Origin of the sequence: Listeria monocytogenes, from assembly GCF_900187225.1 — a bacterium.
In the GTDB taxonomy this organism is placed as follows: domain Bacteria; phylum Bacillota; class Bacilli; order Lactobacillales; family Listeriaceae; genus Listeria; species Listeria monocytogenes.
In genome coordinates, this window is sequence record NZ_LT906436.1 from 98,636 (window position 1) to 125,118 (window position 26,483).

Genomic DNA, 26,483 nt, shown 5'->3' on the forward strand with positions numbered 1-26,483 from the left:
AGGAGAATAAAATGAAACTTAAAATCGTCTCGCCTATGGGGCAGTTTTTTGAAGGAGAAGTAGAAGGTTTTGTTATTAATACAAAAGAAGGACAACAAACCGTGTTAGAAGAGCATATTGATTGTTTAAGTTTTTTTGACTATAGTGAAATCAGTATTTTAGATGCAGTTGCTTCGGACCCAATCTTTGTGGCGCTTGGCTATTTACATTTAGTACAAAATGAAGCAAATATTATGGCACAGTTCGCTTCTGCGGATGCCGAGCAAGCGGAGCGGATTTTTGAAAGACTCAATAAGCGAAAACAAACAGAGAGTAGGCGGTCCAATGACAAGTGAATTTTTTAGTACACTTCTGTTGATTATTGGTTTATTGATTGGCTTTTTTCTGGCGATATTATTGATTTTAGCGGGGATTCGGCGCTTTTTCTGTAGTGCCGAGGAACCTTTAAAACGAATCCGGCGCTATCAAGTATGGCATAATCGTTATCAATTTAATGAGGAGGTTACTTCTTTTTTTACTGTTATTGGGGCAACACTTTTAGTAAGCCTTATTACAGTACAAATTACCGCAATTCCTTTTCAGTATACGGTGTTAATATTTTGGAGTAGTTGGCTATTCCACTTACTTTCTTTTTGGAAGAAGATACGAGTACCTAAAAAAATGAAGAATGAAATGATACAATTAGCAGGATTTCTTTTAATCACAGCGCTTTATTTTGTTGGTTATTTTGCGATGAAGTCGTTGCATTTTTCTATTATACATGTAGCAGATTTCCCTGGAGTTATTCAGTTCGGAATAAGAACCTATCTAACTATTTGTAGTTTGTTTGTGGCGAGTGGGGCATTAATTGTTTGGCAACGCATCTATGTGAAACTATTGAAATGACTAAGAATGCGAATAACACATAACCAAGAAAAACGAGGATGTCTACGTGGCATCCTTTTTTTATAAATGAATATATAAAAAGAATTTTTCTAACATATTTCTAACATACTTGTACTATACTTTAAATAAGCTGTTAATTAGCCATAAGAAAATGAACGAAAGGAAGTAAATTCAAATGACTTTTTTAGAATTCCATCAATTGGTCAAAGAAGATTTGTTGATTTATTCATGGATTATAAAAAATTTTCATCTTACGCGTCAAAAATTAATGGCGGGTGGGGAAATAACGATGAATCGTGAACAAGTGATAGTTATGGAGAAAGGTTTACTAGTACAAGTAAATGAAGAAGGCAAAGATGATCTGTATCGTGTTTTTATCGATCAACGAATAATTTTTACGACAAAAGGGGATATTACTTTAACGGCACTAGAAGATACCTCTTATAGCATCATTCGAACAGATGAGTTAATTGGAAAATTAGAAGATCAACATTTATTACCAACTTTTTTCTTACAAATAGCGGAAGACTTTGAGAAGGGTTTAGACTGGCAAAGAACACTAATTTCTGTTGATCCTGCAGAACGTGCGGAAATGATTTTGGCGAAAATTATCGAGCGTTATGAAATAAATTCAGAGAACAAACCAGAGTTTCCAAGATGGTTAAGAATAAATGTACTCGCAAGATTCGCCAAATGCTCGGTGTCTACGATGTCGTCAGTTGTAAACGAACTAGTCAATGAAGGTGACTTAAATATAAAAAGAACACCTTGGTTACTGACTCGACCTTATCAGGCATCTTGTGCTTAAAATAGACCCGTAAAAAACCACGCTTGAATGACATTTGCGTGGTTTTTTTACGTGAGTTATGAAAAAACATAAATTTATTACGTTTTTTTGATATAGATACAACAATTTTCAGATACACTAAATAATCAAAACGGATTTTCTGTATCAATAGGCGATACACTAACAGTCATAGTATTAATATAGATATTAAAATCATTGGTACATAAGGCTTTTAAGAGTAATACTATAAATTGGCACAGAACTTGCAATAAATATAGCGGGTAGCAAAATAAATGAATTATATTAGGAGGGAAAAAGATGGTAGGAATTATCCTCGCAACTCACGGTGAATTTGCTGAAGGTATTTTGCAGTCCGGAACAATGATTTTCGGCGAGCAAGAAAACGTTAAAGCAATCACTTTGATGCCAAGCGAAGGTCCGGAAGACATCAAAGCTAAAATGGAAGCTGCAATTGCATCCTTTGATAGCCAAGATGAAGTTTTATTCTTAGTGGATCTTTGGGGAGGCACACCATTCAATCAAGCAAACGGTCTTTATGAACTACATAAAGATAAGTGGGCAATCGTAGCAGGACTTAATTTGCCAATGTTGATTGAAGCTTTCTCATCACGTTTTACAATGGAAAGCGCACACGAAATCGCAGCAAATATTCTTGCACCAGCTCAAGAAGGTGTCCGCGTTAAACCAGAAGAACTACAGCCGCAAGTAACAGCTACTGAACAGCCACAAGCAGAAATCGCTGCAGTTGGTGATGGCAAAATCGAATTCGTTCTAACTCGTGTTGATTCACGTCTCTTGCATGGTCAAGTAGCCACTGCATGGACAAAAGCAACACACCCAACAAGAATTATCGTCGTTTCAGATGCAGTTGCAAAAGACGATCTTCGTAAAAAATTAATCGAACAAGCTGCACCACCAGGAGTAAAAGCTAATGTTATCCCAGTCCAAAAAATGATTGAGATTTCAAAAGATCCACGTTTCGGCAATACAAAAGCACTTTTATTATTCGAAAATCCTCAAGATGTTTTACGCGCAATTGAAGGTGGCGTAGAAATCGAACAAGTAAACGTTGGTTCCATGGCTCACTCTGTAGGTAAAGTTGTTGTTAGTAAAGTACTTTCCATGGGGAAAGATGATGTTGAAACCTTTGAGAAATTAAAAGAAAAAGGCGTTAAATTCGATGTGCGTAAAGTCCCTAATGACTCAAGCGCTAACATGGAAGATATCATCAAAAAAGCAAAACACGAATTAAAGACACAATAAAAAATTAAAATAGGAGGTTTATTATGTCTGTCATATCAATAATTTTAGTAGTACTTATTGCATTTTTAGCAGGTATTGAAGGAATTCTAGATGAATTTCAGTTCCATCAGCCATTAATCGCATGTACATTAATTGGTCTCGTAACAGGTAACTTAACAGCATGTATCATCCTTGGCGGAACTCTACAAATGATCGCACTTGGATGGGCAAACATCGGAGCAGCCGTAGCACCAGATGCCGCGCTTGCCTCAGTAGCTTCAGCAATTATATTAGTATTAGGTGGACAAGGGGTAGCAGGTATTCCGTCCGCAATCGCCATTGCAATTCCACTTGCAGTAGCAGGTCTTTTCTTAACAATGATCGTTCGTACATTGGCAGTTCCAATTGTTCACTTGATGGACAGAGCCGCTGAAAAAGGGAATATACGCAGCGTAGAGTGGTTACATATTTCAGCAATTTGTATGCAAGGTATTCGTATCGCGATTCCTGCAGCAGCACTTTTATTCATTCCAGCAGACAGCGTTCAATCTTTCTTAGAAGCAATGCCAGCTTGGTTAACAGATGGTATGGCTATCGGTGGAGGAATGGTAGTTGCCGTTGGTTATGCACTAGTTATCAATATGATGGCTACTAAAGAAGTATGGCCGTTCTTCGTAATCGGTTTCGTAGTAGCTGCAATTTCTCAACTTACACTTATCGCAATTGGTGCTCTAGGTGTTGCACTTGCTCTTATTTACCTTAACCTATCTAAAATGGGTGGCGGTAACTCAAACGGCGGTGGAGGCGGAAACTCTCGCGATCCACTGGGCGATATATTAAACGACTATTAATAAAAAAAGGAGGAGAATAGAATGGCAGAAAAAATCGAATTATCAAAGAGAGACCGTCTACGCGTAGCATGGCGCTCTACGTTCATTCAAGGTTCATGGAACTACGAACGTATGCAAAATGGTGGCTGGGCATTCTCTATGATTCCCGCTATTAAAAAATTATATAAAACTAAAGAAGATCGTTCGCAAGCTCTAAAACGTCACTTAGAATTCTTTAATACACATCCATATATTGCATCTCCAATTCTTGGGGTAACACTTGCACTTGAAGAAGAACGTGCAAATGGTGCAGAAGTTGATGATGTAGCAATTCAAGGGGTTAAAGTTGGTATGATGGGACCTCTAGCTGGTGTTGGTGATCCAGTATTCTGGTTTACAATTCGTCCAATGTTAGGAGCATTAGGTGCTTCTCTTGCCTTGAGTGGAAACATTCTTGGACCTATCTTATTCTTCGTTGCTTGGAACGTAATCCGTTGGGGCTTCATGTGGTATACACAAGAATTCGGCTACAAAGCTGGTTCGAAAATTACTGATGACCTTTCTGGTGGATTACTACAAGACATTACAAAAGGTGCTTCGATACTCGGGATGTTCGTCCTCGCCGCCTTGGTGCAGAGATGGGTAAATATCCAGTTTGCGCCAATTATCTCGAAAGTTAAACTTGATGAAGGTGCGTATATTGATTGGAGTCATCTTCCACAAGGCGCTCAAGGTATCAAAACTGCTTTAGAACAACAACAAGCCGGCTTAGCTCTTTCTGAAATTAAAGTAACAACCTTGCAAAATAACTTGGATAACTTAATCCCAGGACTTGCAGCAGTAGCTCTTACATTCTTATGTATGTGGTTACTTAAGAAAAAAATCAGCCCAATTATCATCATTCTAGGTCTATTCGTAGTTGGTATAGTTGGTCACTTAATCGGGCTTCTGTAAAAATAAGCTGATCGAAAAGAGGCTGGTGCAATATTCACCGAGCCTCTTTTCGTTTAGATATATGACACAGATAAACGAATACGGTATAATAAACAAAACAAGCGAAAAGAAATGGAGCGAATACAGTTGGTTCAATCGATTAATACAAAGGTAGACTTAACAATAGATGCCACCGCGTATACTGGACTTACAGATTACGGGAAAATTATGATTGGCGACAAAGGTTTTGAATTTTTCAACTCCCGTGATGTGCGTAAATTCGTCCAAATTCCTTGGGAAGAAGTAGATCAAGTTATCGTATCTGTTATGCTAAAAGGTAAGTGGATCCCTCGCTACGCCATTAAAACAAAGCGCAACGGTACATACACATTTGCTTCTAAACGACCTAAAGAAGTTTTACGTAAAATAAGAGTTTATGTCGACCCAGCCAATATGGTGAGCTCGCTAAGTTTCTTTGATGTTATGAAGCGCTCGTTTCGGTCGATATTTAGCAAGAAGAAAAACAAAAATAAATAAGCCGATTTATACCGAAAAGCTTCAATGGACTTAGCTCTGTTGATGCTTTTTTTCGTACATAATAATTGAATAGACAGCGTAATTTGTTATAATCAAAAGTAAACAAAGGAGGCACACCAATATGAAAAAACCAAGAATCTACACGATGTCATTTGCTAGTGTTTACCCTCTTTACATACAAAAAGCGGAGAAAAAAGACCGCACAAAAGAAGAAGTGGATGAAATTATTTTTTGGCTAACCGGTTATGATCAAGATTCTTTGCAACAAGCAATCGACCAAGCAATTGATTTCGAGACCTTCTTTGCTGAAGCACCCAAAATGAATCCCAATGCATCTTTAATCACCGGAGTTATTTGTGGTTACCGAGTGGAAGAAATTGAAGATAAACTAATGCAGCAAATTCGTTATTTGGATAAATTGGTGGATGAACTTGCAAAAGGGAAGAAAATGGAGAAGATTTTAAGAAAATAAGAAAAAAGACAGCCTCCTTTGAAGGGCTGTCTTTTTATATTGTAGTGTATTGCCTAGTGTATTAATTACTCATCTTTTTCCCCGCACTCCTCAAAAAAGTGACTAATAAGACTGACCAGCTCTTGATTCACTGAATAAATATGTGTTGTCCCTTCCTTTCTTAAATTAATAAGTTGTGCTTCTTTAAGCAGTTTAATATGGTGTGACATGGTGGATTTGGAGATATTGTAAGTTGTGCCAGAGAAGCGTTTTTCTTTGCTTTTCAGTAAACATAGGAAAATATCAAGACGGATTGGATCGCTTAATGCTTGGAAAATTAATAATAAATCTGATTTTGAGAGCTCATTTAACTTTTTCATATAAATATCATATCATAACTTACATTTTAATTGCGCGGAACTTGCTGCTATGTTATATTATGATAGTTCGAAAATAATCGAACTATAAAATCCGAAAGAAGTTGTTGGAAAATGTTGCATATTGAAGCGCAAATTACGGTAAAGAAAGAACAAACCGAAGCTTTTTTGCAGGCGGCGAAGGAAGTTATTGCTGCGTCAAGAGCAGAAGCAGGAAACCATGGTTATGAATTAGTGCAATCGACGGAAAACGAAACAGTTTTTTATATGTTAGAAAAATGGGCGGATATGGATGCCATTCAACAACACAACGACAGCGAGCATTTCAAAAAATTTCAGAAAGCTGCTGCCGATTTTGTTGCTAAAGAACTTGAAATTTCAGTGTTAACGCCACTTGCGAGATAAGGAGGAGAAAAATATGACTTATGTAAATAATGATTTTGAAGACTTAATGAAAAACCGCCGCTCGATTCGAGAATACGATGAAACGGTGAAAATTAGCCAAGAAGAAATGAAAGCTATTCTAGAGGACGCGGTAACGGCTCCTTCCTCTGTAAACATGCAACCATGGCGTTTTGTGGTCGTGGAAAGTGATGCGGGTAAAGAAAAATTAAGCTCGTTAGTTCGCTTTAATACACGTCAAAATGAATCTTCTTCCGCGATGATTTTAGTTTTTGGCGACTTAGAGAATTTTGAAAACGGTGAAAAAATTTACGGAGAATCAGTTGAACGGGGCTTGATGCCGGCAGAAGTGAAAGAACAACAAATGGCTAAATTAAGCCAGTACTTTGCTTCCATTCCACGCTCAGAAGCTGAACGTGTTGTCCTTATTGATGGTGGGATTGTGGCGATGCAATTAATGTTAGTTGCTCGGGCGCATGGTTATGATACAAATCCAATTGGTGGTTTTGAACGTACGGAAGTTGCTGAGGCCTTCAATATGGATCCAGAGCGTTATGTACCGGTTATGATTGTTTCTATCGGTAAAGCTAAAAATTCTGGCTACCAGTCTTATCGATTACCGATTACGGATGTTACGACTTTTGCTTAAAAGAGGGCAAGGAAATAGCTGATATTTCCTTGTTCTTTTTTTCTTTCTTGGTTATAATTAAAATAACATACAGCCAAGGAGGAGAAGCAACTGTGACTATCAAAATAACTCGTAAAACAGGCATTGGCAGCGGTATTACTCCGGTGAAAATTAGAATCGAAAATGAAGAAATTGTAAAACTCGACAATCATCAGTCTCATTTTTTTATGCCTAAGATGGAGAAAACAAAGGTTTGCGTGACTGATTGGTTTTATGGGAGTCAGGAAGCGGTTTTGGAAAATAGTAATGATGTTGTTGTGCGTATTAATCGGAAAGCCCTTCTATTAAATTATTCTATGTTCCCGTTTCTTTTTTACGGTTTTGTTATGACTAGTTTGTTCGCTACTTTGATTGCACTTGGTCTTTGCTTGGTCTCCTTTTTTTATTCACGAAAGCATTGGTTTGAATTTGTGAAAATTAAATAATAATTAATCGATAGTATGAGCGAAGTGCTTGTGCTATTTTTTTATCTGTGTAAGTTTTTATTCCATCTGTGTATCTTAAGAAGGAGCCATAAACCGCCGAATGACAGCGCTTTCTTTTGGCATGATAATTGCATGATATACAGATGCTCGGAATGAATCTTTAATTGGAGGGAGGAAATTAGAGAGAAGAACATTCGGGCAACCACACAAAAAGGGGTACAGAGAGACAAACTTAGAACTACCGAAATGAGGTTTATAAATCAAAAATCGGGGTGAAGAGATGAATAAGAAGATGAAAAAGCTTTTTAGTATTACTTCTGTTGTGTTGTTAGTTTTATCGTTAGTGGTTGTATCAATTGGTGCAGAGCCAAAACGGGCGAAAGCGGCTGAAAATGTACCACAGTATCGAAATGTTATGTATTACGGTGATTGGTCGATTTGGGGAGGAGAAGGGAACTTTTATCCGAAAGATATTCCGGCTGATCAATTAACACATTTGAATTTTGCTTTTCTGGATTTTAATAGTAATGGGGATTTAGTTTTTACTGATAAAGATGCTGCTGTTGGGGCGCCTGTTGGGCAAGAGGGAGTTCAATGGGGCGGAGCAAATGCGGGCGTTTTGAATGCGATTCAAGATTTGCGCGCTCAAAATCCGAATTTGAAAATAGGGGTTTCAGTTGGAGGCTGGTCTAAGTCGGGAGATTTCTCGACAGTTGCAGCGGATCCAACAAAACGGGCTAACTTTGTGAAAAATGTGATGAAGTTTGTGAAATATACCAATATGGATTTTGTTGATTTGGACTGGGAATATCCTGCTTCGGTACGGGATGCTGACCTTGTTGATAATAAAAACGATGAAGGCACGCCAAATGCAAAACCTGCGGACAAACAAAACTTTATTACACTTTTACAAGATTTGAGAACAGCTTTGGATAAACAAGGCGTGGATATTAACAAGAAATACGAATTATCGGTTGCTTTGCCAGCTGCAAAATCCACTTTAGAAAATGGGATTGATGTAGCGAATTTATTTAAAGTAGTCGATTTTGCGAATGTGATGACGTATGACTTAAATGGTGCTTGGACACCGAATAGTGCTCATCATACAGCGCTTTATGGCAATCCGAAAGATCCGAATTATGATAGTGGTTTTTCTGTCGACCAAACCGTTAAATACTTAAAAGAAAAGGGAGCAGTTTCGAATAAAATTGTTGTTGGGGCAGCATTTTATACTCGGGGCTGGAATAAAGTAGCTGCTGGAACGGATACGGCATTGCCAGGGCTTTTCCAAGCTGCTGAAAAAACGAATAAAGATGCGGATGGCTCGCTTACTTATGGGGCAAACAACGAAAACCCAATTAAAACTGGTGATGGGGGCCGTGCTGGCGGAGTTTGGGCGTATAGAAGTATTGATGCGCTAAAAGCTAAAACGCCAACATTGAAAGAATATTGGGATGATACTGCCAAGGCGCCGTATCTTTATAGTAAGGAAACTGGGGAGTTTTACACATATGACAATACGCGTTCAATTGGCTATAAGGCACAATATGTAAAAGATAATAATCTTGGTGGGATGATTTCTTGGATGCAGTCGCAGGATAAAACAACGACTTCGACTAAGCGCGATGAACTTACGAAGGCTATTAAAACTGGATTGTTCGGTACAAGTGCAATCCCGCAAAACGCAATCACTTATGCGAATTTAAATGTGGTAGCAACTGTTAAACCTTATAGTGAAAATGGCGTCGGATACGAAATTACAATTACCAATAATGAAAAAGCGGATGAAACAAATGAAGTCTTGAAATCAACAGAGCTCTCTTTTGAAACAGTGAAATTACCTAAGTTTTATATTCCAGTAAAAGCAGGCGAAACGTTAACTGCTGGAGATTATAAAGCAGGTACTGTTACTACTTCAGGTGGCAATACAGTAGTTGATTTAGCTTCTGTATATGATGCACAGCAAATTCCGCAAGGCGCATCTTATACTTTCCGCTTAAAATCAAGTGCATCTAGTGTGGATGTAGCTAACATTTCTAAAATTGATTTAACACAACGGATGGTAAAATCGAGTGTCGAATTTGGTAAACAAACTATTTTTGGCGGAGGAACTGTTGTACCTGATCCAAGTGACACAGAAGCGCCAACAGTACCAAAAGCACTCACATCTTCTAATGTAACCGATAAATCTGCTACTCTATCGTGGACAGCTTCAACGGACAATAAAGCGGTGGCTGGATATAAAGTGTACCGAAATGGGACCGAAGTGGGCTCTGTTTCAGGAACTACTTTTACAGATAGTGGCTTAACTGCAAAAACAGCGTACACTTACACAGTAAAAGCGTATGATGCGGCTGGGAATTTCTCGACAGCAAGCTCGGCCTTAACTGTGACAACGCTTGACGCGGCAACACCACCAGCAACTCCAGCATGGGACGCTGCCAAAACGTACAATAAGGGAGACAGGGTTTCTTATAAAGGGAAAACATATGAAGCACAGTGGTGGACTCAAGGAAATGAGCCAGGAGCTGAACAGTGGGGTCCTTGGTTGTTAATAAATTAATAGACAAAAACAGAGATTCTTTCCGGAGAATCTCTGTTTTTATTTGAAAAACTAGCCAAACGTATTACAATGAATAAAAGCGACAAGAGAGGGTGCAGAGGAATGTATTTTGTATACGATATTGGTGGAACTTTTGTGAAATTTGCGTTGATGGAAAATAACGGTACGGTGAAAATGAAAGATAAATTCCCTACAACTGCCAAAAGTGCAGAAGAACTTGTAGCTCAAATGGTCGAAAAGTGGCGCCCCTATAGGACAGAAGTGAAGGGCATAGCTGTGAGTTGTCCGGGAGTGGTAGATACGGAAAAAGGCGTGATTTACCAAGGTGGCTCGCTATTATTTATGCATGAGAAAAATTTGGCTGAAATGTTAGCGCGTGAATGTCATGTTCCCGTTGTCTTGCAAAATGATGCGAAGAGTGCAGCTTTAGCGGAACTTTGGTTAGGTGTGGCAAAAAATGTACATAGCGCGGCGATTTTAACGCTTGGAAGTGGCGTTGGTGGCGGAATTATTATGGATGGTAAATTACAATCAGGTTATCATTTGATGGCGGGAGAAGTTAGTTTTATGGAGACTTCTTTTGATACGAAGAAATTGCGAGGTACATTCTTTGGAAGAACTGGATCAGCGGTGGAGTTAATTAAGCGCATTGCATCAAAGAAGAATTTACCCAATAAAAAAGACGGTGAGCACGTTTTCGAATTAATTAACCAAGGTGATGAAGAAGCGAATGCTATTTTTGATGCGTATATTTATGAATTAGCATCTCAAATTTTAAATATCCAGTATTTGATTGATCCGGAAATTATTGCAATTGGTGGTGGCATTAGCGCCCAACCGGTTGTTGTTGAAAGGCTAAACGATGCTGTCGCAGAAATAAAAGCAGCTAATCCTTATCATGCCGCACAACCGAAAATCGTCACTTGTCATTTCCAAAATGATGCGAATTTGTACGGAGCATTGTATAATTTCTTTTTACAAATGGATGCGCAAAATAAAAGGTAACTAGAATCTCTAGTTACCTTTTTTCTATAAAGCTTGCAACATATCAAACTGTGATTGATATAAATTATAGTAATAGCCGTGCTGTGCCATCAGTTCTTCGTGACTGCCAGCTTCTTGAATGCGGCCATTATCAATGTAGAAGATGCGCGAACTGTTTTTGATTGTCGAAAGCCTGTGCGCGATAATGAAGGAAGTTCGGCCTTCCAGTAGTCGCTCAAGCCCTTCTTGGAGTAAGATTTCTGTTTGTGTATCAATACTTGAAGTTGCTTCATCAAGGATAAGGATTTTCGGGTCGGCTAAAAGAGCACGGGCAAAAGAAATCAGTTGCCGTTGACCAGCTGAAAGGGTGCTGCCCCGCTCTTTGACTTCGGTATAATAACCATCTTTTAATCCGGAAATGAAATCATGAGCGCGAACGACTTTGGCTGCTGCAATAATTTCTTCTTCCGTGGCATCTAGCTTCCCGTAGCGAATATTTTCGATAATCGTTCCTGAGAAAATAAAGGTATCTTGGAGCATGACGCCCATTTGGGACCTGAGTGATCTAAGTGTGACTTCTTCGACATTCTCCCCATCAACTAAAATTTCTCCGGAATTTATATTATAAAAACGGCTGAGCAAGTTGATGATGGTCGTTTTTCCTGCACCAGTCGGACCAACGAGCGCAATCGACTCACCCGCATCCACATGAAAGTTAATTCCTTTTAAAATGTCCACGCCTTCCTCGTAACGGAAATAAACATCTTTAAAGTCAACATTTCCAACGATTGGCGGCATTTTCTTCGCGTTTGGTATGTCTTTAATGTCTGGCTCAACGTCCATCGTTTCGAAAATCCGCTCCAAATAAGTCGTTGCGGTAATAAGCGAATTGTAGAAGTTACCAATATTAATAACAGGATTCCAAAAATTCCCAACATAACCGATGAAAGCAATCAGTGTCCCGGTAGAAACGTCCACACCGTAACCTTTGATTCCAACGAAGTAAATTAAACAAGTTGTCATTACGGCGATATTTTGAACCCCTGGCCAAAGCAAGAATTGAATTTTCACCGCTTTCATCCAAGAACGGCGGTACTCATTACTTACCTCGGTGAAAATCTCAAAATTCTCTTCTTCCCGCGAAAAACTTTGTGTCACTTTAATTCCAGCGATGCTCTCGTGGATATAGGCGTTCATGTTGGATTGTTTATTGCTTAGAACTTGATAGGCTTTTCGTTGCGCGGTTTTAATGACCATGACAATCACGAAAAGAACCGGGATAAGCGCTAAACTATACAGCGTTAACACTGGATCAATCATCAGCATAAAGCCAAGCGTAACAATTACACTTAAAATGTCGGAAATCAGATTAATGAGCCCATTGGACAACAAATCACTGAGCATATTGATGTAATTAACGACACGAATCAAGATTTTACCGTGCGGGCGACTGTCGAAATAAGAGAAAGGAAGCTTTTGCAAATGACCGAAAATCGCTGTCCGCATATCTTTTAAAATGTCTTGCCCAATTAACGTAATTGATCTAATGCGGTATCGCATACAAAGTCCAGTTACAATGACGGAAACAATGAAAATAACCGCAATCCAGAATAGTTGTGTCATGTTTTTATTTGGAATCGTATCATCAATGACTATTTTGGTTAAATACGGGCCAATCATTGTCGCTACATTTGCTAATAAGATGACAAAGAGCGTGATATAAATAGATTTTTGATATGGTTTTACGTAAACGAGAATACGTTTTAAATGTGCGGCGCTGAAGGCTGTTTCCAGTTCTTCGTCAATATCAAATTTATTTCTAGCCATTCACATTCGCCTCCGTTCCAAGTTGTTTATTGTAAATATCAAAATAATAACCTTTTTCTGCTAGCAAACTGGTGTGTGTACCTCGTTCGATGATTTCGCCATGGTTTAAAATTAAAATTTCATCGGCTTCTTTTACAGAAGAAATTCGGTGCGCGATAATAAAGGTTGTCGTATTTTCCGTGATTTTTTTTAATTCACCTTGGATTTTCACTTCGGTTTCCATATCGACAGCGGAAGTGGTATCATCCAAAATCAAAATGGATGGATTTTTTAAAAGAGCACGCGCTAAGGATATGCGCTGCTTTTGCCCTCCAGAAAGTCCAACACCGCGTTCGCCGACAATCGTGTCATAACTTTCAGGCATTGTTTCAATAAAGTGGTCCGCGTCCGCAATTCGTGCCATGCGCCGGACATCTTCCATTGTTGCATCCGGAGCGCCAAATGCAATATTTCCTTCAATCGTATCAGAAAACAGGAAAATATCTTGCATTACTGTGGCGATATGGTTTCTAAGTTCCCGCACATGCCATTTTCGCGCATCGACACCATCAATTAAAATTTCACCAGAAGTCGGATCGTAAAACCGGCAAATTAAGTTGACGAGTGTTGATTTTCCAGCGCCAGTTTCGCCCAAAATAGCAATCGTTTGGCCTGGAGAAGCTTTTAGTGAAATATTTTTGAGTACGTCCGTGTTTGGGTCGTCCTCAAAATGAAAACTGACATTTTTAAACTCGACGTGACCTTGAAGTGATGGCGCAGGTTTTTCAGCGTGGATGGGAATTTTAGCGTCCGTCGCCATCATGTCTTGAATTTTAAACGAAGAAGCGATAAAGCGTTGAACGTCGTTAATCAGCCAGCCACTCATCCGCATTGGGCCATTCAGCATCCATAGAAATCCATTGAAGGCAACTAAATCTCCCAGCGTCATTTGGCCTTTAATTACTAAATAGCCACCGAAAATAAGCGTGATAACAACGAGCATGCCCGCGAGCGAATCGAGCACTGGCAAATAGGTTCTGGAAACATCGGCAGAATCTAGATTACGTTTTTTGAAATCCTCATTGTGTTCATGGAATTTCTTCATTTCAAAATCTTCTCGTGCGAATGCTTTTACGACGCGATTTCCGCTAATATTTTCTTCCACCATCGAATTAAGTCGCGAAAAACTTTCCCGAATTTCATAAAAAACTGGTTGGGCTTTGCTAGACATTTTCATCGTTAAAACGGCAATAAGTGGCGTTACGATAACAAGTGCAAGCGTTAATTTCCAGTCAATCGTGGCCATAATAATAATCGCAAAACTAAATAAAAATACATTTTCCAAAATGTTGTAAGATACCCACGAAACAAAATGACGAATCGCATCCGTATCACCAGTCATCCGCGCCATAATATCCCCAACGCGCGTATTATTGAAAAAGTCAAAATCGAGTGATTGCAACTTTTTATACAAGTCTTCCCGAATTCGGAACAGGGAATTTTGCCCGATTCGCTCGCACATAATCTGATAGGTATAACGGCAAATAGTTCGAATAATTGTCGAAATAATCATGATTAATAGTAACGGGATAAGCAAATTCGTTTTATTTTGATAGACAACATCATCAATCACTTTCCCGCCAAGTAACGGATAAATAATACTAATACCAGAAGCAATAAAAATTAAAATAAATACACCAATCATAAGCAATCGATATTTTCGGACGTATTGCCAAATCCATTTCATACTCTCCATTTTTTCACATCCTTTAATATTCATATATCCATTTAGTTTACACTCCTAATTTTGAAAAAGAATGGTTTATATTCGCTGTAAGCATGGACAATGTTATATAATTAAAAGATGAATGTAAGCGTTATAATTAGGAGGTGAAGTGATGCTGAAAATAAATACGACCACATTTAATCCGCAAATTTTGTATATCGCTAATTGTTATACGAATGAGGTGCGCGTAGGTGAAAATCACCATCATGATTTTTTGGAAATCTCGATTATTTGTGAGGGAAACGTTATTTATGATATTGAAGGTGAGCGAGTCAAGCTAGGAAAAGGTGATATGCTGATTTTTAATCCTGGCGTGAGTCATTATGATATAACCGAACCAGGTATGACCAATGCGCAACTCCATATTGGTTTTCGGAACTTTGCACTGGAAGGGTACACTCGAAATACGTTCCCGTTTAAAAAGGCCTTTTTACGAAAAAAAGAAGAAGAATCTGCCATTTTATCTATTTCCAAACAAATTATAGAAGAAAAAGACGCAGGAAAACCAGGATATGACTTGATTTTAAAGGCTTTCGTCATGCAATTAATTATCCATGTTTTACGCGAAGCCACCCCAGAACAACTTGAAAATAACGGCGTCAAATTATCTACCGACGAACAGCAAAAACAGATACTTGTAAACGAAATTATTCATTATATGGAAAAACACCATACAGAAGACGTCTCGCTCTCAACGCTCTCGCAAACGATGTACATTAGCCCCGCCTATATCTCCAAAGTATTTAAAGAAGAAACCGGGGAATCGCCAATTAACTATCTAATCAAAATCCGCCTTACTCGTGCAGAAGAATTACTGAAGAATAAAGACGTTAGCGTAAAACAGGCTGCGAATATGGTCGGATACAATGATGCTTATTATTTTAGCAAGCTTTTCAAAAAATATTACGGATTCCCGCCATCCGAAAACTGGCGCAAATCGAGTTAGAATTGCAAAAAAAGACAGAGAGAAGGAAGACTAGATGGATTATGAAAAAGCCTTAGCGTTTATAAAATCAAATAGCACATTAGAACAAGAAGAAGGAACCGAAGTTATTTTTAAACAGGCACAAGAAACAGTTCGAGGGAATTTGGATCCTTTTTTATTAAAAGATCTGAAACAACATCTTGGCGGTACGAATGATGCGATAAAAGAAGCGCCGCAAGAAATCCAAATGCCAGATTTTTCTAATTTGGAAATAGCAACGGCAGCTGCACTACAAATGCGAGCAACAATGGGAAGTCCGAATATTGATTTATCAAACGGCGTAACTACGGAGTATCGGGTTGTTGAAGGTTATTATGGCGATATTCCGGTACGAATTTATCGTCACGAGGAAGCAACCAAACCAGTTCCCGCATTCATTTTTTATCATGGTGGTGGCTTTGTTGGTGGAACGTCAGCTGTAGTGGAGAATTTTTGTAAAGGTATCGCGGAAAAGTTACCGGCAGTTGTTATTAATGTGGACTATCATTTAGCTCCAGAATTCCCGGCGCCAGCAGCTCCAAAAGATTGTTACCGGGTGCTTGAATGGGTAGTGGAACAAAGCAACGAACTTGGCATCGACGCTTCGAAAATAGGTGTTTCCGGAGATAGCGCGGGCGGAACTTTAGCAGCGGCGGTAAGTTATATGGATTATGAAGCAGAGACAAATTATGTAGGATTTCAAGCTTTACTTTACCCAGCGCTAACTTTAGTAGATGAAGATAATGAGAAGTATCAGTGGGATATTTCCAAGTTTGGGGCATCCGAAGATACACTTCCGCTCGTTGCGCCAGGTATCATTGGAATGAACAGCTCTGGCGAATTACTGCGGACAGCCTATGTTAGAGATGAAAATCCCGCAGCGCCAATTTATTCCCCACTATCGGCTGTAGATAAAAGTATTTATCCGCCTACACTTATAGCCAGTGCGGAGTTTGACGCGTTACGAGCTTTTGCAGATGTTTTTGCTAAAGAACTGCGAGCAAGTGGTGTACAAACAAAAGCAATCGTTTACCAAGGAATGTGCCATGCTTTTATTGATAAATACGGGATTTTCCCTCAAGCGGAAGACGTGGCAGATGAAATTGTTCAAATGATGAAAGAAATATTTTAAAGAATAATTTGCAGGCATTTTTCGAAATGCCTGTTTATTTTTGGACTAAATTTTGCGATTAGTACTAAAAATGTATTAGAATAGAGAGGAGAAATGAGAAGGGATGATGGGACTCATGAAATTTCAGCTTTTTATTCAACCAAAATTAGATGTTCTTCAGGGAAATATTGTCGAATATGAAATACTTTTACGTGATGATAGTGCAGTTCCTAGATTTCCTCTATCAGAATTAGAAGCTGTGCTCGCGGACGAAGAACTGTACTTAGCTTTTTCCGAGTGGTTTAGCGAGGCTTTCTTAGACGTTTTAAAGAAATATCCAAATGATCGATTTGCCATAAATATTGCGCCACAACAGCTTTTTTACATAGAAACACTCCACTGGCTAGACAAATTAAAAAGCGAGAGCCATCGTATAACTGTAGAAATGACCGAAGATATTTTCGATGTACCCGGTCATAAACGCCACCTTAATGCGAACGATAAAAACGCATTTATTCTAAATAAAATTAAAGTGATTCACGGTCTCGGCTACCATATCGCCATAGACGATGTTAGTTGCGGATTGAACAGCCTAGAGCGAGTGATGAGCTACCTGCCTTACATAATAGAGATTAAATTCTCCCTCATTCATTTCAAAAATATACCATTAGAAGATTTACTATTATTTATTAAGGCTTGGGCAAATTTTGCTCAGAAGAATAAGCTCGATTTTGTTGTTGAGGGAATTGAAACGAAAGAAACCATGACTCTACTAGAAAGTCATGGCGTCTCGATTTTTCAAGGTTATCTGGTTAATAAGCCGTTTCCGGTTTGAAAACTATCTACTTGATCGAGTAGATTCTCGTGCGAGCTAATGGTGATGGGCTTTTTGGAAAGCAGTAGTCCGCTTTCCCGTAATTCTTCTAACACTTCAGTTACTCTAGCTCGACTCGAACGACAATAATCAGCTAAGAACGTTTGCGTGACATAGACTGGAAGCTCAATTGAGCCTTCTGTTTGATGCAAATGAAGTAGCTCAATAATTTCCACCAAAATACGCGTTACTTTGACTATGGGTGCTTGATTAATATTCTTGTAATTTTTTGATGTAAATAAATATCTAACAATAACTTCATCAAGTATAAGATGGAAAAATTGTGGATTTGCATATAAATAATTGAGAAGAAACTCGCGGTCAATAAATAGAACGGTACCGTTTTCTAATGCGCGAACACGGTATTCAGTAAGTTCGGGCGCTGTTTTTGTTTCGAGTAAACTTTCCATTCCAAAAAGCGCGTGTTGACCAATCAACGCATTTATCATCCAGCGGCCTTCATTTGTAGGACCTTCTAAAACAGCCGTTCCCTCTAAAATAGCACCTATTTGCGGCGCCTTTTCTTCGTAATCTCTATATGAATGAATAATTTCTCCTTTTTTAAAAGAAATTTTACTTGAATAATCACTAGAAAAAATATCTGAAAAATCTATCGTGTGAAGCATTATCAAAACTCCTATACTAAGGTAAAATTGGTATTTACCATATTACTGTACTGCTATTTGTGTCAAAAAGATACCGAATAAAAATCGTGTTCACAATTTAGACATGAAAAAGTCACTTTTTAGCAACAATTTTAGTGATTTTATCAATAAAAACTTACTTTTTCTTCCCTGGAGAGATATCCAACCAAAAAAAGACCCTCCGTAGATAGGAGAGTCTTTCAAAACTTCTTGTAAACATCAATGGAATTGCCAAAATTAATGAAATATCCACCATAATCATACATTGGACCATATTTTTCCGCGTAATGAGAAACTGTATGGCGCAAAAATTCTTCTGTTACCTCTAAAAACTCCGCTACTTCAAAATATTCTCGTAAGCCTAGATAAAAACAAGCAATGATGTCATCAAGCGGTATTAGTTCCTCATAACCTTTGCGACGAGCGAAAATTTCTTGTTTTTTATCCATGATTGTTTCCTGTTTGGTGATATTACCTACAGTGTATTTGTAATGCATCAATTCTTCTACTAAAACACAGCCTTTTTCAATGGAAGATTGATCCTTACTAATAAAAATCATCCCATTTAAATAAAGTCCCGGAAGTTTGTAAGGCATTTTCTCTTCTCTGATTGTTACCTCATCTTGGTATTTATTTACCAATTTTTCGTACAATAAAATCACATCCCGCGATGGAGTTTTTTCTTCATCTCTATATAAGCTAAAATATCCCGCATTTCTTCCTCGGTTACGTCATCATCAATATGGGCTGCAATTGTTACCAAGCGTTCATCAACAGGGGGTAAATTTCTTTCAGGAAAAAAGTCATCTAATCGTTTGTTGAAGATTTTTGCAAGTTCAAATAAAACATCTTGATTTGCTTTTCGATCACCATTTTCATAACGGCTAATAGTTTGGCGAGTTGTATGAAGCTTTTCTGCTAATGCTTCTTGATTTAAGCCTCGTTCCTCGCGATATTGTTTTATTTTATTTCCTACAAATTTATTTAGCTCCATAATAATTGTCCTCCATATGTTTATGGCTTCAGTATAGCACTTTTAGCACCAAAACGGAACTTTTTCGAACATATTTGTCGGATAAAGTTTACCAGTAACCAAAATGGTGCTATAATATTTGTAGAGCTAGAAAATAAATGCGGCTGATTTTGCACCGATAGCACCGAATCGGTGACAAAACTACTATATTAATTTATGAGATGGAAGTGGGAATGGATGGATAGAAAACTTTTAAAAGAAAAGCAAATCCAACTAATTTTTCAACTAGAACAAGAAGAAAATCGATTTATTCGAAAGCGTTTGATAGAAGAGTTGGAGTTTTTTGAAGCACTTGGGGATAGGGAAAAAGGACTTCTAACGGCGGAGCAAAAGTTGCTTATTTTAACACCTAGTGAGTACCGAGAATACAAAAGAACCAAATCAGATGTGCAAATTAGTAGGATAATTGGAGTATCGAGATCGTCACTTGCAGAATGGAAACGAAAAAAAGGTTTAAATAGAAAAAAGTCGCAACCGGTTCAGCAGGAAATGATTGATGTATTAGCTTTTCATTTAGATAAAACAAAAGAAGAAATTGGCGCTTTACCTGCTTCGGCGATTGAATGTCAGTATGAGGCTTTTGTGATTAATGAAGCCAATAATTAAGGAGTGATAAAATGCAGGTTTTAGTTTTACCAGAAAATAAGGATATCAATTATATAAAAACGGTCCATGAAGTAAAACGATTTTTTGCGGATTTCGAGAGATTTCGGATGATTACGGGGTTATCAAAAAAGCCACATTTACTTAGAAATGGTTTTCTGGAAGAGCCGCAGTTTGAGCCGGTAGCATTTTCTGCTAGACATAATAAAGAGGTCATTTTGGAAGCGCGATGGTTGGTAGAGAAATATACTGAAATGTTGAATCAGATGGATGATTTATATCGAACTATTTTGATGGAATGTTACGTGGAACGAAAACAAGATGTGGCGGTAATGATGGATTTACCGTATGAAATTGCCCAGTTTAAACGGATAAAAAAACGGGCAGTGCTAGAACTTGCAACGCTAATGGGAATTTTAGTAAGGAAATGATGATACTTTCGTGATATTTTGAAACATCATTTTCCTATTAATATAGAAGTAAGCTAATTGTCCAGTAAGCGGATGACAATAAAAGCTGCATCAGAATGAAGGTGCACCGATTTTCTGATAATACATGATGTTTTACAAGAAATTTGTTTTTATGATTGGATTTAAATCCGTTGAGATAAACAAATATTCTATTTTGGAAAGTAAAGTTCGGAGGAATAAATTATTAAATGTGGTCTTGACCGAACTTTGCTTTCTGTTTTAAAGGAGTGAACGCTTGGTGAAGAGTTTGAGCTTCATGAGAGTTTTGGAAGCAGTGAGAACAATGCTCCAGGAAAAAGGCGGACTAGATGTTTCTATTGTAATGCGTAACCAAGTGGAAATGCCTACAACGATGATCGAGATGATTGATCAAGAGGAAGAAGAAAGCCAAACTGCCTGGAAAGAAAAATACCGTTTTGCTATACATCATTATACAAATGAACAGGACTTAGCGGGGGTCGAGAAGATTGATACGCTTATCCAAATGGGTTTCATTTTGCCCGAGGGATACAAATTAGTCGCAGTTCGACATTGTGGAAAACAAAATTTAGTCAAAGAAAATACGTTAATTCACGCAAAAACCAGTTTTGAAGTAAGTATTTGTCGTGAGTTAAAAGTAAAAATTTAGGGGGAAATATTAATGGCATTTGAAGAGAATTTATATTGTGATTATACACCGGGAGCTGCTAAAGCGGTCGCGGGGAAAGATGTAATTTTAGCAGTTTTTAACGCAGCGGGGGATAAACTATTGGCTGTTGCGGGCCAACAAGGTCTGACTGTAAACCGTTCTAAAGATAGTATTGAAATTACATCCAAAGATACAGTGGGCGGATGGAAATCCAAAATTGGCGGTATGAAAGAATGGTCAATTGAAAATGACGGGTTATATGTCGCTGATGCAGAGTCTCACAAAGAATTGGCGAAATATTTCGAAAGTGATAGCCCAGTTTGCGTGAAAATCATTAATCAAGCATCTAAAAAAGGTCTTTTCGGTGGTTTGGCAATTGTAGCTGACTATAGTTTTGAAGCGCCTTTTGATGAAGCGATGACTTACTCTGTAAAACTAGACGGAATGGGCGCGCTTGTTGATTTAACGATTACTGAGGGCGGCGACCAAATGCCCGGCGAAACACCTGTAGCACCAGCAGAATAAAATAGAAAGCCACTGAAATAAGTGGCTTTCTCTTAGGAGGAAAATAAATGTTTGAAGTGAATGATACAACTTATATTTTACGATTTAATAAACAAAAAGTTAAAACGGTGGAATTAACATCAGGGATTAGTTTAGTTGCAGCTTTGACTGCGAATAAAGGGATTTTGAGCTATCAAGTGATTGAAACGCTATTTGTTTCAGGACTTGTGGAAGAAAAAGGCTTAGTACCTGTAAAACAAAAAGAAGCCTTGGAGATTTTCGATAAATTAGTAGAAGAACAAGGCTTAATTTCCCTTAATGTAGCTGTTATTGAGAAATTGCAAGAGGATATGGGTTTTTTGTTCCGTTAAAACAGATTGAATTTGAGTATTTTGGTGCTGAGGACGAAGAAGTGGATAGTGAAATGAACCATGATTTTGATTTGGAAAAACAGTTCGCTTTTTTTGTAGTCAATTTTCAAATGTCCAAGCATGATTTTGAAGAACTTACTGAAGTGGAGAAAAATTTCATCATGAAAGAATGGGAAAACAAGGTGATTTTTGAATCTACTATGCTTCGAAATGCAGTTTTAAATGCGGAACAAAATCTCAATCGAAAACGAAATTCACGTTTTATCGACTTGCATAAAAAACGTCAGAAGAAAGCCGATGTTAATTATACAGTAAATGCACTTCAAGCAATTTCCGATAATGAAGCGAAGGAAGGTAAAGCGTGGATTGATCGGATTTATGGTGCAAATGGGTTGCGAAGACCTAAAAATAAAGAAGAAAGGGGGAAAATGAATGGCGGAGTCTAAAAGTATTACATTTGAACTGAACGAGAGCGTTTTAACAGCGCAAGTTGGCAGGCTAGATGAGATGGCGATGGTTGTAGAGCGGCGGTTTTCAGAGCTCAAAATGACTATTGAAGATGTTGGAAATGCTGATCCAGGTTCGAAAATTTCCGAATCTTTAGGTGGGCTGCAGTCTGGGCTTGGCACGATTAGTTCGGCGTTTGGACAGCTGGGTTCTAGTAGTGAGGCGATTACATCCGGATTCGGTACTGCGGTTGGTTCTGTTGGTGGAATCACGGATGCGTTTAAAAATCTAGGTTCAAGTGTGCAAAATGGTACGTTATTTTCAAGCTTGGCGACTGGAATTGGTGGCATGAGTACGATGCTTGGTGGAGTATCTGGCGGCGTTCAAGGAATTACAAATCTAGCTAGTGGATTTATGGAATTGAAGAATCATTTAGGCGGTTTGATGTCTTCTATTGGCGGCGTTGGTGGAATTATGGGTAAACTGACTTCTCCAATGGGGTTAGTAATTATCGGGATTGTTGCGCTAGTTGCTGCTTTTACGTACTTGATGACGACGAATGAATCGTTCCGAAATACCGTGATGTCAGTCGTAACGCAGGTTGCGCAGTTGTTCGGGCAACTTGTCGCTAGTTTAATGCCGATTATTATGCAAATTGTTACTGCGGTTATGCAAATTGGTGCCGCGTTAATGCCGATGGTTATGCAGTTTATTAGCTTTTTTGCCCAGTTGTTAGCTCAATTAATGCCATTTATTAATATGCTGATTTCTATGCTTATGCCTGTTATTATGCAGATTGTTCAAGTTGTTATGTCGCTTGTTTCAGCGTTATTACCAAGCATTATGACAGTGATCCAAGGCATTATGAGTGTTATTCAATTTTTAATTCCGATAATTATGCAAATCGCGACGGTGGTTGTACAAATTGTTGTAACGATTATTTCTTATATAAGTAAAATTATGCCGATTGTTATGACGATTATTGGCGTTATTGTTTCGATTATCACAACGATTATTAGTTACGTCGTTATTATTGCGACGACGATTGCTAGTGTTATTGGGAAAATTATTAGCTTTATTGCGAGTGTTATTACGGCGGTTATCGGGATTGTGCAACCAATTATTGCCTTTATTACCAATATCTTTACGACTATCGTGACAATTATTGGTGCAGCTTTCCAAATGGTATTTACTGTTGCATCCAAAATTTGGAATTCCATTATGTCGACTATTTCCGGAATTATTGACGGAATCAAAGCAGTCATCACAGGTATTTCTACTACAGTTTCATCAGTGTTTAACGGAGTGAAGCGCATTATTACAGGTGTTTTTGACGGAATCAAAAGTGCTTGGGGTGGTTTAACTGATTTTGTGGGAAATATTTTCGATGGTGTTTCAAGTGCAATTCAAACAGTGGTAGACAATGTCAAAGGTTTTGTAAACGTGGTAATTCGAGGGATTAATGGAGCCATTGGTTTAATTAATAAGATTCCAGGAGTTGAAATCGGCAAAATACCGCAATTAATTTCCGGAACAACAAATTTCCAAGGTGGCTTTGCTCGAATGAATGAAGGCGGCCGAGGTGAAATGGTTGTTTTACCGTCTGGTTCTCAAGTAATTCCGCACGATGCAACGATGAAATACGCAAGAGAAAGTGCGCGCGGAAATAAATCAATGCTTTACACGAGTCAAGGCGCTGATTTGGCTAGAGTTGAAAATCTTCTCGAGCGCTTACTACAAAAAAATCCTGTAATCAAAATGGATGACAAAGTGGTAGCTGAGGTAGTTAGCCGTAATCAAGCTAACTCATTTGATCAGTACAACTATACAATGGGAGGTGCAGCTTATTCATGAGTGACTTGTTTTTAGAATTAAATGGAAAAGTGCATTCGCTTAGTGAGACATTTCCAGGTCTTTCTGTACAAGAAGTTTCGAGACAAAGTCCCCAGTTAAGCATGGAAACTGCTGAAATAGCTGGGACTGATGGGGTTATCCCGGGAATGACCCAATTTAAACCGTTTATCTTTTCAGCAAAATGTAATTTGCAAGCACTTGATATTCCAGATTATCATTTGGCAGTCAGAGAAATTTATGAATTTTTATTTCAACGGGATAGTTATTATATTTGGAGCGATCAAATGCCAGGAATTCGGTATGAGGTGCATCCTAAACCAGTTGATTTTAGTCGAGAATCGGATCGTGTTGGTTTACTCACTATAGAATTTGATGTATTTAAAGGCTATGCGGAGTCACGTGGCACGAGCCTTGACCCAATGACTTTTGAAGTGGATTTATGGCAGATGGGAATGAATTTATCGAACCGTGATGATTTATTTTATGTTTTTAGAGAAAATACATTTCGGGTCTATAATGCGGGGAGCGACCGTGTTAATCCACTGATGCGACATGAATTGGATATTGCTATGACGGCGAATGGGACACCAACGATTCATAATCTTACAACGGGAGAATCCTTCGAGTATCGGAAAGAGCTACAAAAAACAGATGTTTTACTGTTAAACAATATTTATCCACTTGTTAATAACCGCCGTGTTGGAAAAGATACCAATCATGGGATTATCACCCTTGAAAAAGGCTGGAACGATTTTGAAATCAAAGGTGTAACGGATGTAACGATTGCTTTTAATTTTCCGTTCATTTATCGGTAGGTGATAGATATGGATTATGTGATTATTCAAAGTATGGACAAAGAAGTGGAAGAGATTCTAACAGACATTGATTACGGCTCCTTTTCCTACGATTATGAAAAAAATACAAGTCGTGCTATTTCGTTTACTGTGAACAAAACGAAACAGAATGCAGCAATTTTTGACTTGGTAGGAAATGAAGCAATTTTAACATATCAAGGGCAGCAATTTGTTATTAAAAAATGTACGCCAAAATCTATTGGAGGAACAATTTCAAAGCAGATTACGGCCCAGCATATTTGTTATACAGTGCAAGATCATGTGCAGTATAACGTGAAATCTGGACGAAAAAAATATTCGATTCAAACGGTATTGGAATTTGCGTTACAAGATAATGTACTAGGATTTTCTTATGAAATTCAAGGGAGTTTTCCTTTAGTTGAATTAGAGGACTTAGGAAATAAAAATGGCTTAGAGCTAGTGAATTTATGTTTGGAAGAATTCGGAGCAATTTTATTTGCAGATAATAAAAAGCTTTATTTTTACGATGAAAAAAGTTGGTATGTAAGGACAGAGAAGCAATTTCGTTATTTATATAATACAGAAGAAGTTTCGGTGGATACGAACACAGACAATTTGAAGACGGAGATAAAATGTTACGGCAAGCAAAAAGAGAATGCCGATAAGCTGACTGGAGATAATAAGTACATGGCGGTTGTCACGTATACTTCGCCAAATGAGGCTATTTACGGGAAACGAATGGCAAATGCTAAAAGTGATGACAAAATCACGAACAATGATGACTTATTAATTTTTGCAAAGAAGCAAATTCTAGATGTTCCGGAGACGGCGCTTACTATCGCTTACAAAGGAAAAGAACCTGTTTCAGAGCGGGATGTTTGGTATTTCATTCATGAACCGATGGGGTTTGAAACAGAAGTAAAAGTAACGAAAATTAAATCGAGTCATCCTTGGAGTAAGAAGTTTCAAGAAATTGGCTTCAGTAATTCGCGACGGGATATGGTCCGAATTCAAACGCAAATTGCTAATCAAGTGAAAAAAGCGAGCGTAGATACAAATAAAATTAATTCGTTTTCGAGCATCGCAATGAATGCTTATGATTCACGAATTTTAACGGAAGTAGTAGGTGTGGTAGATGGCGACTGAAATTAGAGTGTTAAAAAATGTAGATGATACAGTTTTCTATCCGAAGACACATGTAACGGCCGTGGAAGGTTTAGACTCGGCTACAACTACTACATCTGGATTAATGCCCGCCAGCGACAAAACGAAATTAAATGGAATCGAAGCTAATGCAGAAAAAAACAATGTGACTGCAATCGATATTGCCAATTGGAATAAAAAACAGGACGCAATTTTGGTTTCTGAAAATGGTTCTAATTTCAAAATAACTGTCACAAATGCTGGTGAACTAAAGGCAACAAAAGTGGAATAGGAAGGAGGTTGCG

The 26,483-nt window shown here is 38.1% G+C and carries 32 protein-coding genes; 26 read left to right on the forward strand and 6 right to left on the reverse strand.

The window, feature by feature from the left end:
• Positions 1 to 11: 11 nt before the first annotated feature.
• The 8 genes from CKV70_RS00455 (at position 12) to CKV70_RS00490 (ending at position 5,707) form a co-directional block, all read left to right on the forward strand.
• Positions 12 to 335, forward strand: a complete 324-nt coding sequence (locus CKV70_RS00455; RefSeq protein ID WP_003721719.1) for a hypothetical protein — start codon at positions 12 to 14, stop codon at positions 333 to 335.
• Positions 325 to 885, forward strand: a complete 561-nt coding sequence (locus CKV70_RS00460) for a hypothetical protein (RefSeq protein WP_003721720.1) — start codon at positions 325 to 327, stop codon at positions 883 to 885. The genes CKV70_RS00455 and CKV70_RS00460 overlap by 11 nt, the downstream gene beginning before the upstream one ends.
• Positions 886 to 1,060: 175 nt before the next feature.
• Positions 1,061 to 1,693, forward strand: coding sequence for a hypothetical protein (locus CKV70_RS00465; protein WP_014930792.1), 633 nt, complete (start codon positions 1,061 to 1,063; stop codon positions 1,691 to 1,693).
• Between the two features lie 297 nt (positions 1,694 to 1,990).
• On the forward strand, positions 1,991 to 2,956 hold the full coding sequence (locus tag CKV70_RS00470; RefSeq protein WP_003721722.1) for a mannose/fructose/sorbose PTS transporter subunit IIA: 966 nt from the start codon (positions 1,991 to 1,993) through the stop codon (positions 2,954 to 2,956).
• Between the two features lie 23 nt (positions 2,957 to 2,979).
• Positions 2,980 to 3,786, forward strand: a complete 807-nt coding sequence (locus tag CKV70_RS00475) for a PTS mannose/fructose/sorbose transporter subunit IIC (RefSeq protein ID WP_003724931.1) — start codon at positions 2,980 to 2,982, stop codon at positions 3,784 to 3,786.
• A 21-nt stretch (positions 3,787 to 3,807) separates the two neighbouring features.
• Positions 3,808 to 4,719 (forward strand): PTS system mannose/fructose/sorbose family transporter subunit IID, encoded by a 912-nt coding sequence (locus tag CKV70_RS00480; RefSeq protein ID WP_003721724.1) that lies wholly within the window; start codon positions 3,808 to 3,810, stop codon positions 4,717 to 4,719.
• A 126-nt stretch (positions 4,720 to 4,845) separates the two neighbouring features.
• Entirely contained in the window at positions 4,846 to 5,235 is a 390-nt protein-coding gene (locus CKV70_RS00485; RefSeq protein WP_003728363.1) for a DUF956 family protein, read from the forward strand.
• Positions 5,236 to 5,356: 121 nt separating this feature from the next.
• Complete coding sequence (locus CKV70_RS00490) at positions 5,357 to 5,707, forward strand: DUF2200 domain-containing protein (RefSeq protein ID WP_003721726.1); 351 nt, start codon at positions 5,357 to 5,359, stop codon at positions 5,705 to 5,707.
• Between the two features lie 65 nt (positions 5,708 to 5,772).
• On the opposite strand, the gene CKV70_RS00495 is transcribed toward CKV70_RS00490, so the two are convergent.
• A complete protein-coding gene (locus CKV70_RS00495) occupies positions 5,773 to 6,066 on the reverse strand; it encodes an ArsR/SmtB family transcription factor (RefSeq protein WP_003721727.1) in 294 nt (97 codons plus the stop codon).
• A gap of 111 nt (positions 6,067 to 6,177) precedes the next feature.
• On the opposite strand from CKV70_RS00495, the gene CKV70_RS00500 reads away from it, so the two are divergent.
• The 5 genes from CKV70_RS00500 to CKV70_RS00520 all read left to right on the forward strand — a co-directional run bounded on the left by CKV70_RS00500 (position 6,178) and on the right by CKV70_RS00520 (position 11,146).
• Positions 6,178 to 6,468 (forward strand): putative quinol monooxygenase, encoded by a 291-nt coding sequence (locus CKV70_RS00500; protein ID WP_003732214.1) that lies wholly within the window; start codon positions 6,178 to 6,180, stop codon positions 6,466 to 6,468.
• A 13-nt stretch (positions 6,469 to 6,481) separates the two neighbouring features.
• Entirely contained in the window at positions 6,482 to 7,114 is a 633-nt protein-coding gene (locus tag CKV70_RS00505; RefSeq protein ID WP_003721729.1) for a nitroreductase family protein, read from the forward strand.
• Positions 7,115 to 7,206: 92 nt separating this feature from the next.
• A complete protein-coding gene (locus CKV70_RS00510) occupies positions 7,207 to 7,578 on the forward strand; it encodes a hypothetical protein (protein ID WP_003721730.1) in 372 nt (123 codons plus the stop codon).
• Between the two features lie 292 nt (positions 7,579 to 7,870).
• On the forward strand, positions 7,871 to 10,141 hold the full coding sequence (gene chiB, locus CKV70_RS00515) for a chitinase ChiB (RefSeq protein WP_077346005.1): 2,271 nt from the start codon (positions 7,871 to 7,873) through the stop codon (positions 10,139 to 10,141).
• A 102-nt stretch (positions 10,142 to 10,243) separates the two neighbouring features.
• Complete coding sequence (locus CKV70_RS00520; RefSeq protein WP_003721732.1) at positions 10,244 to 11,146, forward strand: ROK family protein; 903 nt, start codon at positions 10,244 to 10,246, stop codon at positions 11,144 to 11,146.
• Between the two features lie 24 nt (positions 11,147 to 11,170).
• Here CKV70_RS00520 and CKV70_RS00525 read toward each other — a convergent pair whose 3' ends face one another.
• The gene (locus tag CKV70_RS00525) at positions 11,171 to 12,952 is read right to left on the reverse strand and encodes an ABC transporter ATP-binding protein (RefSeq protein ID WP_003732216.1); all 1,782 of its coding nucleotides are present in this window, start codon (positions 12,950 to 12,952) and stop codon (positions 11,171 to 11,173) included.
• Positions 12,945 to 14,687, reverse strand: a complete 1,743-nt coding sequence (locus CKV70_RS00530; protein ID WP_014600373.1) for an ABC transporter ATP-binding protein — start codon at positions 14,685 to 14,687, stop codon at positions 12,945 to 12,947. Before CKV70_RS00530 ends, CKV70_RS00525 begins: the two co-directional genes overlap by 8 nt.
• Before the next feature lie 142 nt (positions 14,688 to 14,829).
• On the opposite strand from CKV70_RS00530, the gene CKV70_RS00535 reads away from it, so the two are divergent.
• The 3 genes from CKV70_RS00535 to CKV70_RS00545 all read left to right on the forward strand — a co-directional run bounded on the left by CKV70_RS00535 (position 14,830) and on the right by CKV70_RS00545 (position 17,627).
• The gene (locus CKV70_RS00535) at positions 14,830 to 15,663 is read left to right on the forward strand and encodes an AraC family transcriptional regulator (protein WP_010989345.1); all 834 of its coding nucleotides are present in this window, start codon (positions 14,830 to 14,832) and stop codon (positions 15,661 to 15,663) included.
• A 34-nt stretch (positions 15,664 to 15,697) separates the two neighbouring features.
• Complete coding sequence (locus tag CKV70_RS00540; protein ID WP_014600374.1) at positions 15,698 to 16,813, forward strand: alpha/beta hydrolase; 1,116 nt, start codon at positions 15,698 to 15,700, stop codon at positions 16,811 to 16,813.
• A gap of 106 nt (positions 16,814 to 16,919) precedes the next feature.
• Complete coding sequence (locus CKV70_RS00545; protein WP_003724943.1) at positions 16,920 to 17,627, forward strand: EAL domain-containing protein; 708 nt, start codon at positions 16,920 to 16,922, stop codon at positions 17,625 to 17,627.
• Here CKV70_RS00545 and CKV70_RS00550 read toward each other — a convergent pair.
• The 3 genes from CKV70_RS00550 to CKV70_RS00560 all read right to left on the reverse strand — a co-directional run bounded on the left by CKV70_RS00550 (position 17,597) and on the right by CKV70_RS00560 (position 19,304).
• Positions 17,597 to 18,292 (reverse strand): Crp/Fnr family transcriptional regulator, encoded by a 696-nt coding sequence (locus CKV70_RS00550; protein ID WP_003732218.1) that lies wholly within the window; start codon positions 18,290 to 18,292, stop codon positions 17,597 to 17,599. The genes CKV70_RS00545 and CKV70_RS00550 overlap by 31 nt on opposite strands.
• 218 nt (positions 18,293 to 18,510) lie before the next feature.
• Complete coding sequence (locus CKV70_RS00555; RefSeq protein ID WP_003721739.1) at positions 18,511 to 18,963, reverse strand: ImmA/IrrE family metallo-endopeptidase; 453 nt, start codon at positions 18,961 to 18,963, stop codon at positions 18,511 to 18,513.
• Positions 18,964 to 18,968: 5 nt separating this feature from the next.
• A complete protein-coding gene (locus CKV70_RS00560; RefSeq protein WP_003721740.1) occupies positions 18,969 to 19,304 on the reverse strand; it encodes a helix-turn-helix transcriptional regulator in 336 nt (111 codons plus the stop codon).
• A 216-nt stretch (positions 19,305 to 19,520) separates the two neighbouring features.
• On the opposite strand from CKV70_RS00560, the gene lmaD reads away from it, so the two are divergent.
• The 10 genes from lmaD (at position 19,521) to CKV70_RS00610 (ending at position 26,470) form a co-directional block, all read left to right on the forward strand.
• Complete coding sequence (lmaD, locus tag CKV70_RS00565; protein ID WP_003732219.1) at positions 19,521 to 19,949, forward strand: protein LmaD; 429 nt, start codon at positions 19,521 to 19,523, stop codon at positions 19,947 to 19,949.
• 11 nt (positions 19,950 to 19,960) lie between these two features.
• The gene (gene lmaC, locus CKV70_RS00570) at positions 19,961 to 20,377 is read left to right on the forward strand and encodes a protein LmaC (RefSeq protein ID WP_003732220.1); all 417 of its coding nucleotides are present in this window, start codon (positions 19,961 to 19,963) and stop codon (positions 20,375 to 20,377) included.
• A 277-nt stretch (positions 20,378 to 20,654) separates the two neighbouring features.
• Positions 20,655 to 21,044, forward strand: coding sequence for a protein LmaB (gene lmaB / locus CKV70_RS00575; protein ID WP_014600375.1), 390 nt, complete (start codon positions 20,655 to 20,657; stop codon positions 21,042 to 21,044).
• 12 nt (positions 21,045 to 21,056) lie between these two features.
• Complete coding sequence (gene lmaA, locus CKV70_RS00580; protein WP_003721744.1) at positions 21,057 to 21,569, forward strand: protein LmaA; 513 nt, start codon at positions 21,057 to 21,059, stop codon at positions 21,567 to 21,569.
• A gap of 47 nt (positions 21,570 to 21,616) precedes the next feature.
• Positions 21,617 to 21,919, forward strand: a complete 303-nt coding sequence (locus CKV70_RS00585; RefSeq protein ID WP_003721745.1) for a hypothetical protein — start codon at positions 21,617 to 21,619, stop codon at positions 21,917 to 21,919.
• Positions 21,920 to 21,960: 41 nt separating this feature from the next.
• Positions 21,961 to 22,365: a hypothetical protein gene (locus CKV70_RS00590; RefSeq protein ID WP_009911444.1), complete on the forward strand. Its 405-nt coding sequence runs from the start codon at positions 21,961 to 21,963 to the stop codon at positions 22,363 to 22,365.
• Positions 22,352 to 24,220 carry a phage tail protein gene (locus CKV70_RS00595; RefSeq protein WP_014600377.1) on the forward strand — a complete coding sequence of 623 codons (1,869 nt, stop codon included), beginning with the start codon at positions 22,352 to 22,354 and terminating at the stop codon, positions 24,218 to 24,220. The genes CKV70_RS00590 and CKV70_RS00595 overlap by 14 nt, the downstream gene beginning before the upstream one ends.
• Positions 24,217 to 25,035 carry a phage tail family protein gene (locus CKV70_RS00600; RefSeq protein ID WP_003721748.1) on the forward strand — a complete coding sequence of 273 codons (819 nt, stop codon included), beginning with the start codon at positions 24,217 to 24,219 and terminating at the stop codon, positions 25,033 to 25,035. The genes CKV70_RS00595 and CKV70_RS00600 overlap by 4 nt, the downstream gene beginning before the upstream one ends.
• 9 nt (positions 25,036 to 25,044) lie before the next feature.
• Positions 25,045 to 26,181, forward strand: a complete 1,137-nt coding sequence (locus tag CKV70_RS00605; RefSeq protein ID WP_014600378.1) for a phage tail protein — start codon at positions 25,045 to 25,047, stop codon at positions 26,179 to 26,181.
• Complete coding sequence (locus tag CKV70_RS00610) at positions 26,171 to 26,470, forward strand: hypothetical protein (RefSeq protein ID WP_003721751.1); 300 nt, start codon at positions 26,171 to 26,173, stop codon at positions 26,468 to 26,470. Before CKV70_RS00605 ends, CKV70_RS00610 begins: the two co-directional genes overlap by 11 nt.
• Positions 26,471 to 26,483 lie beyond the last annotated feature (13 nt).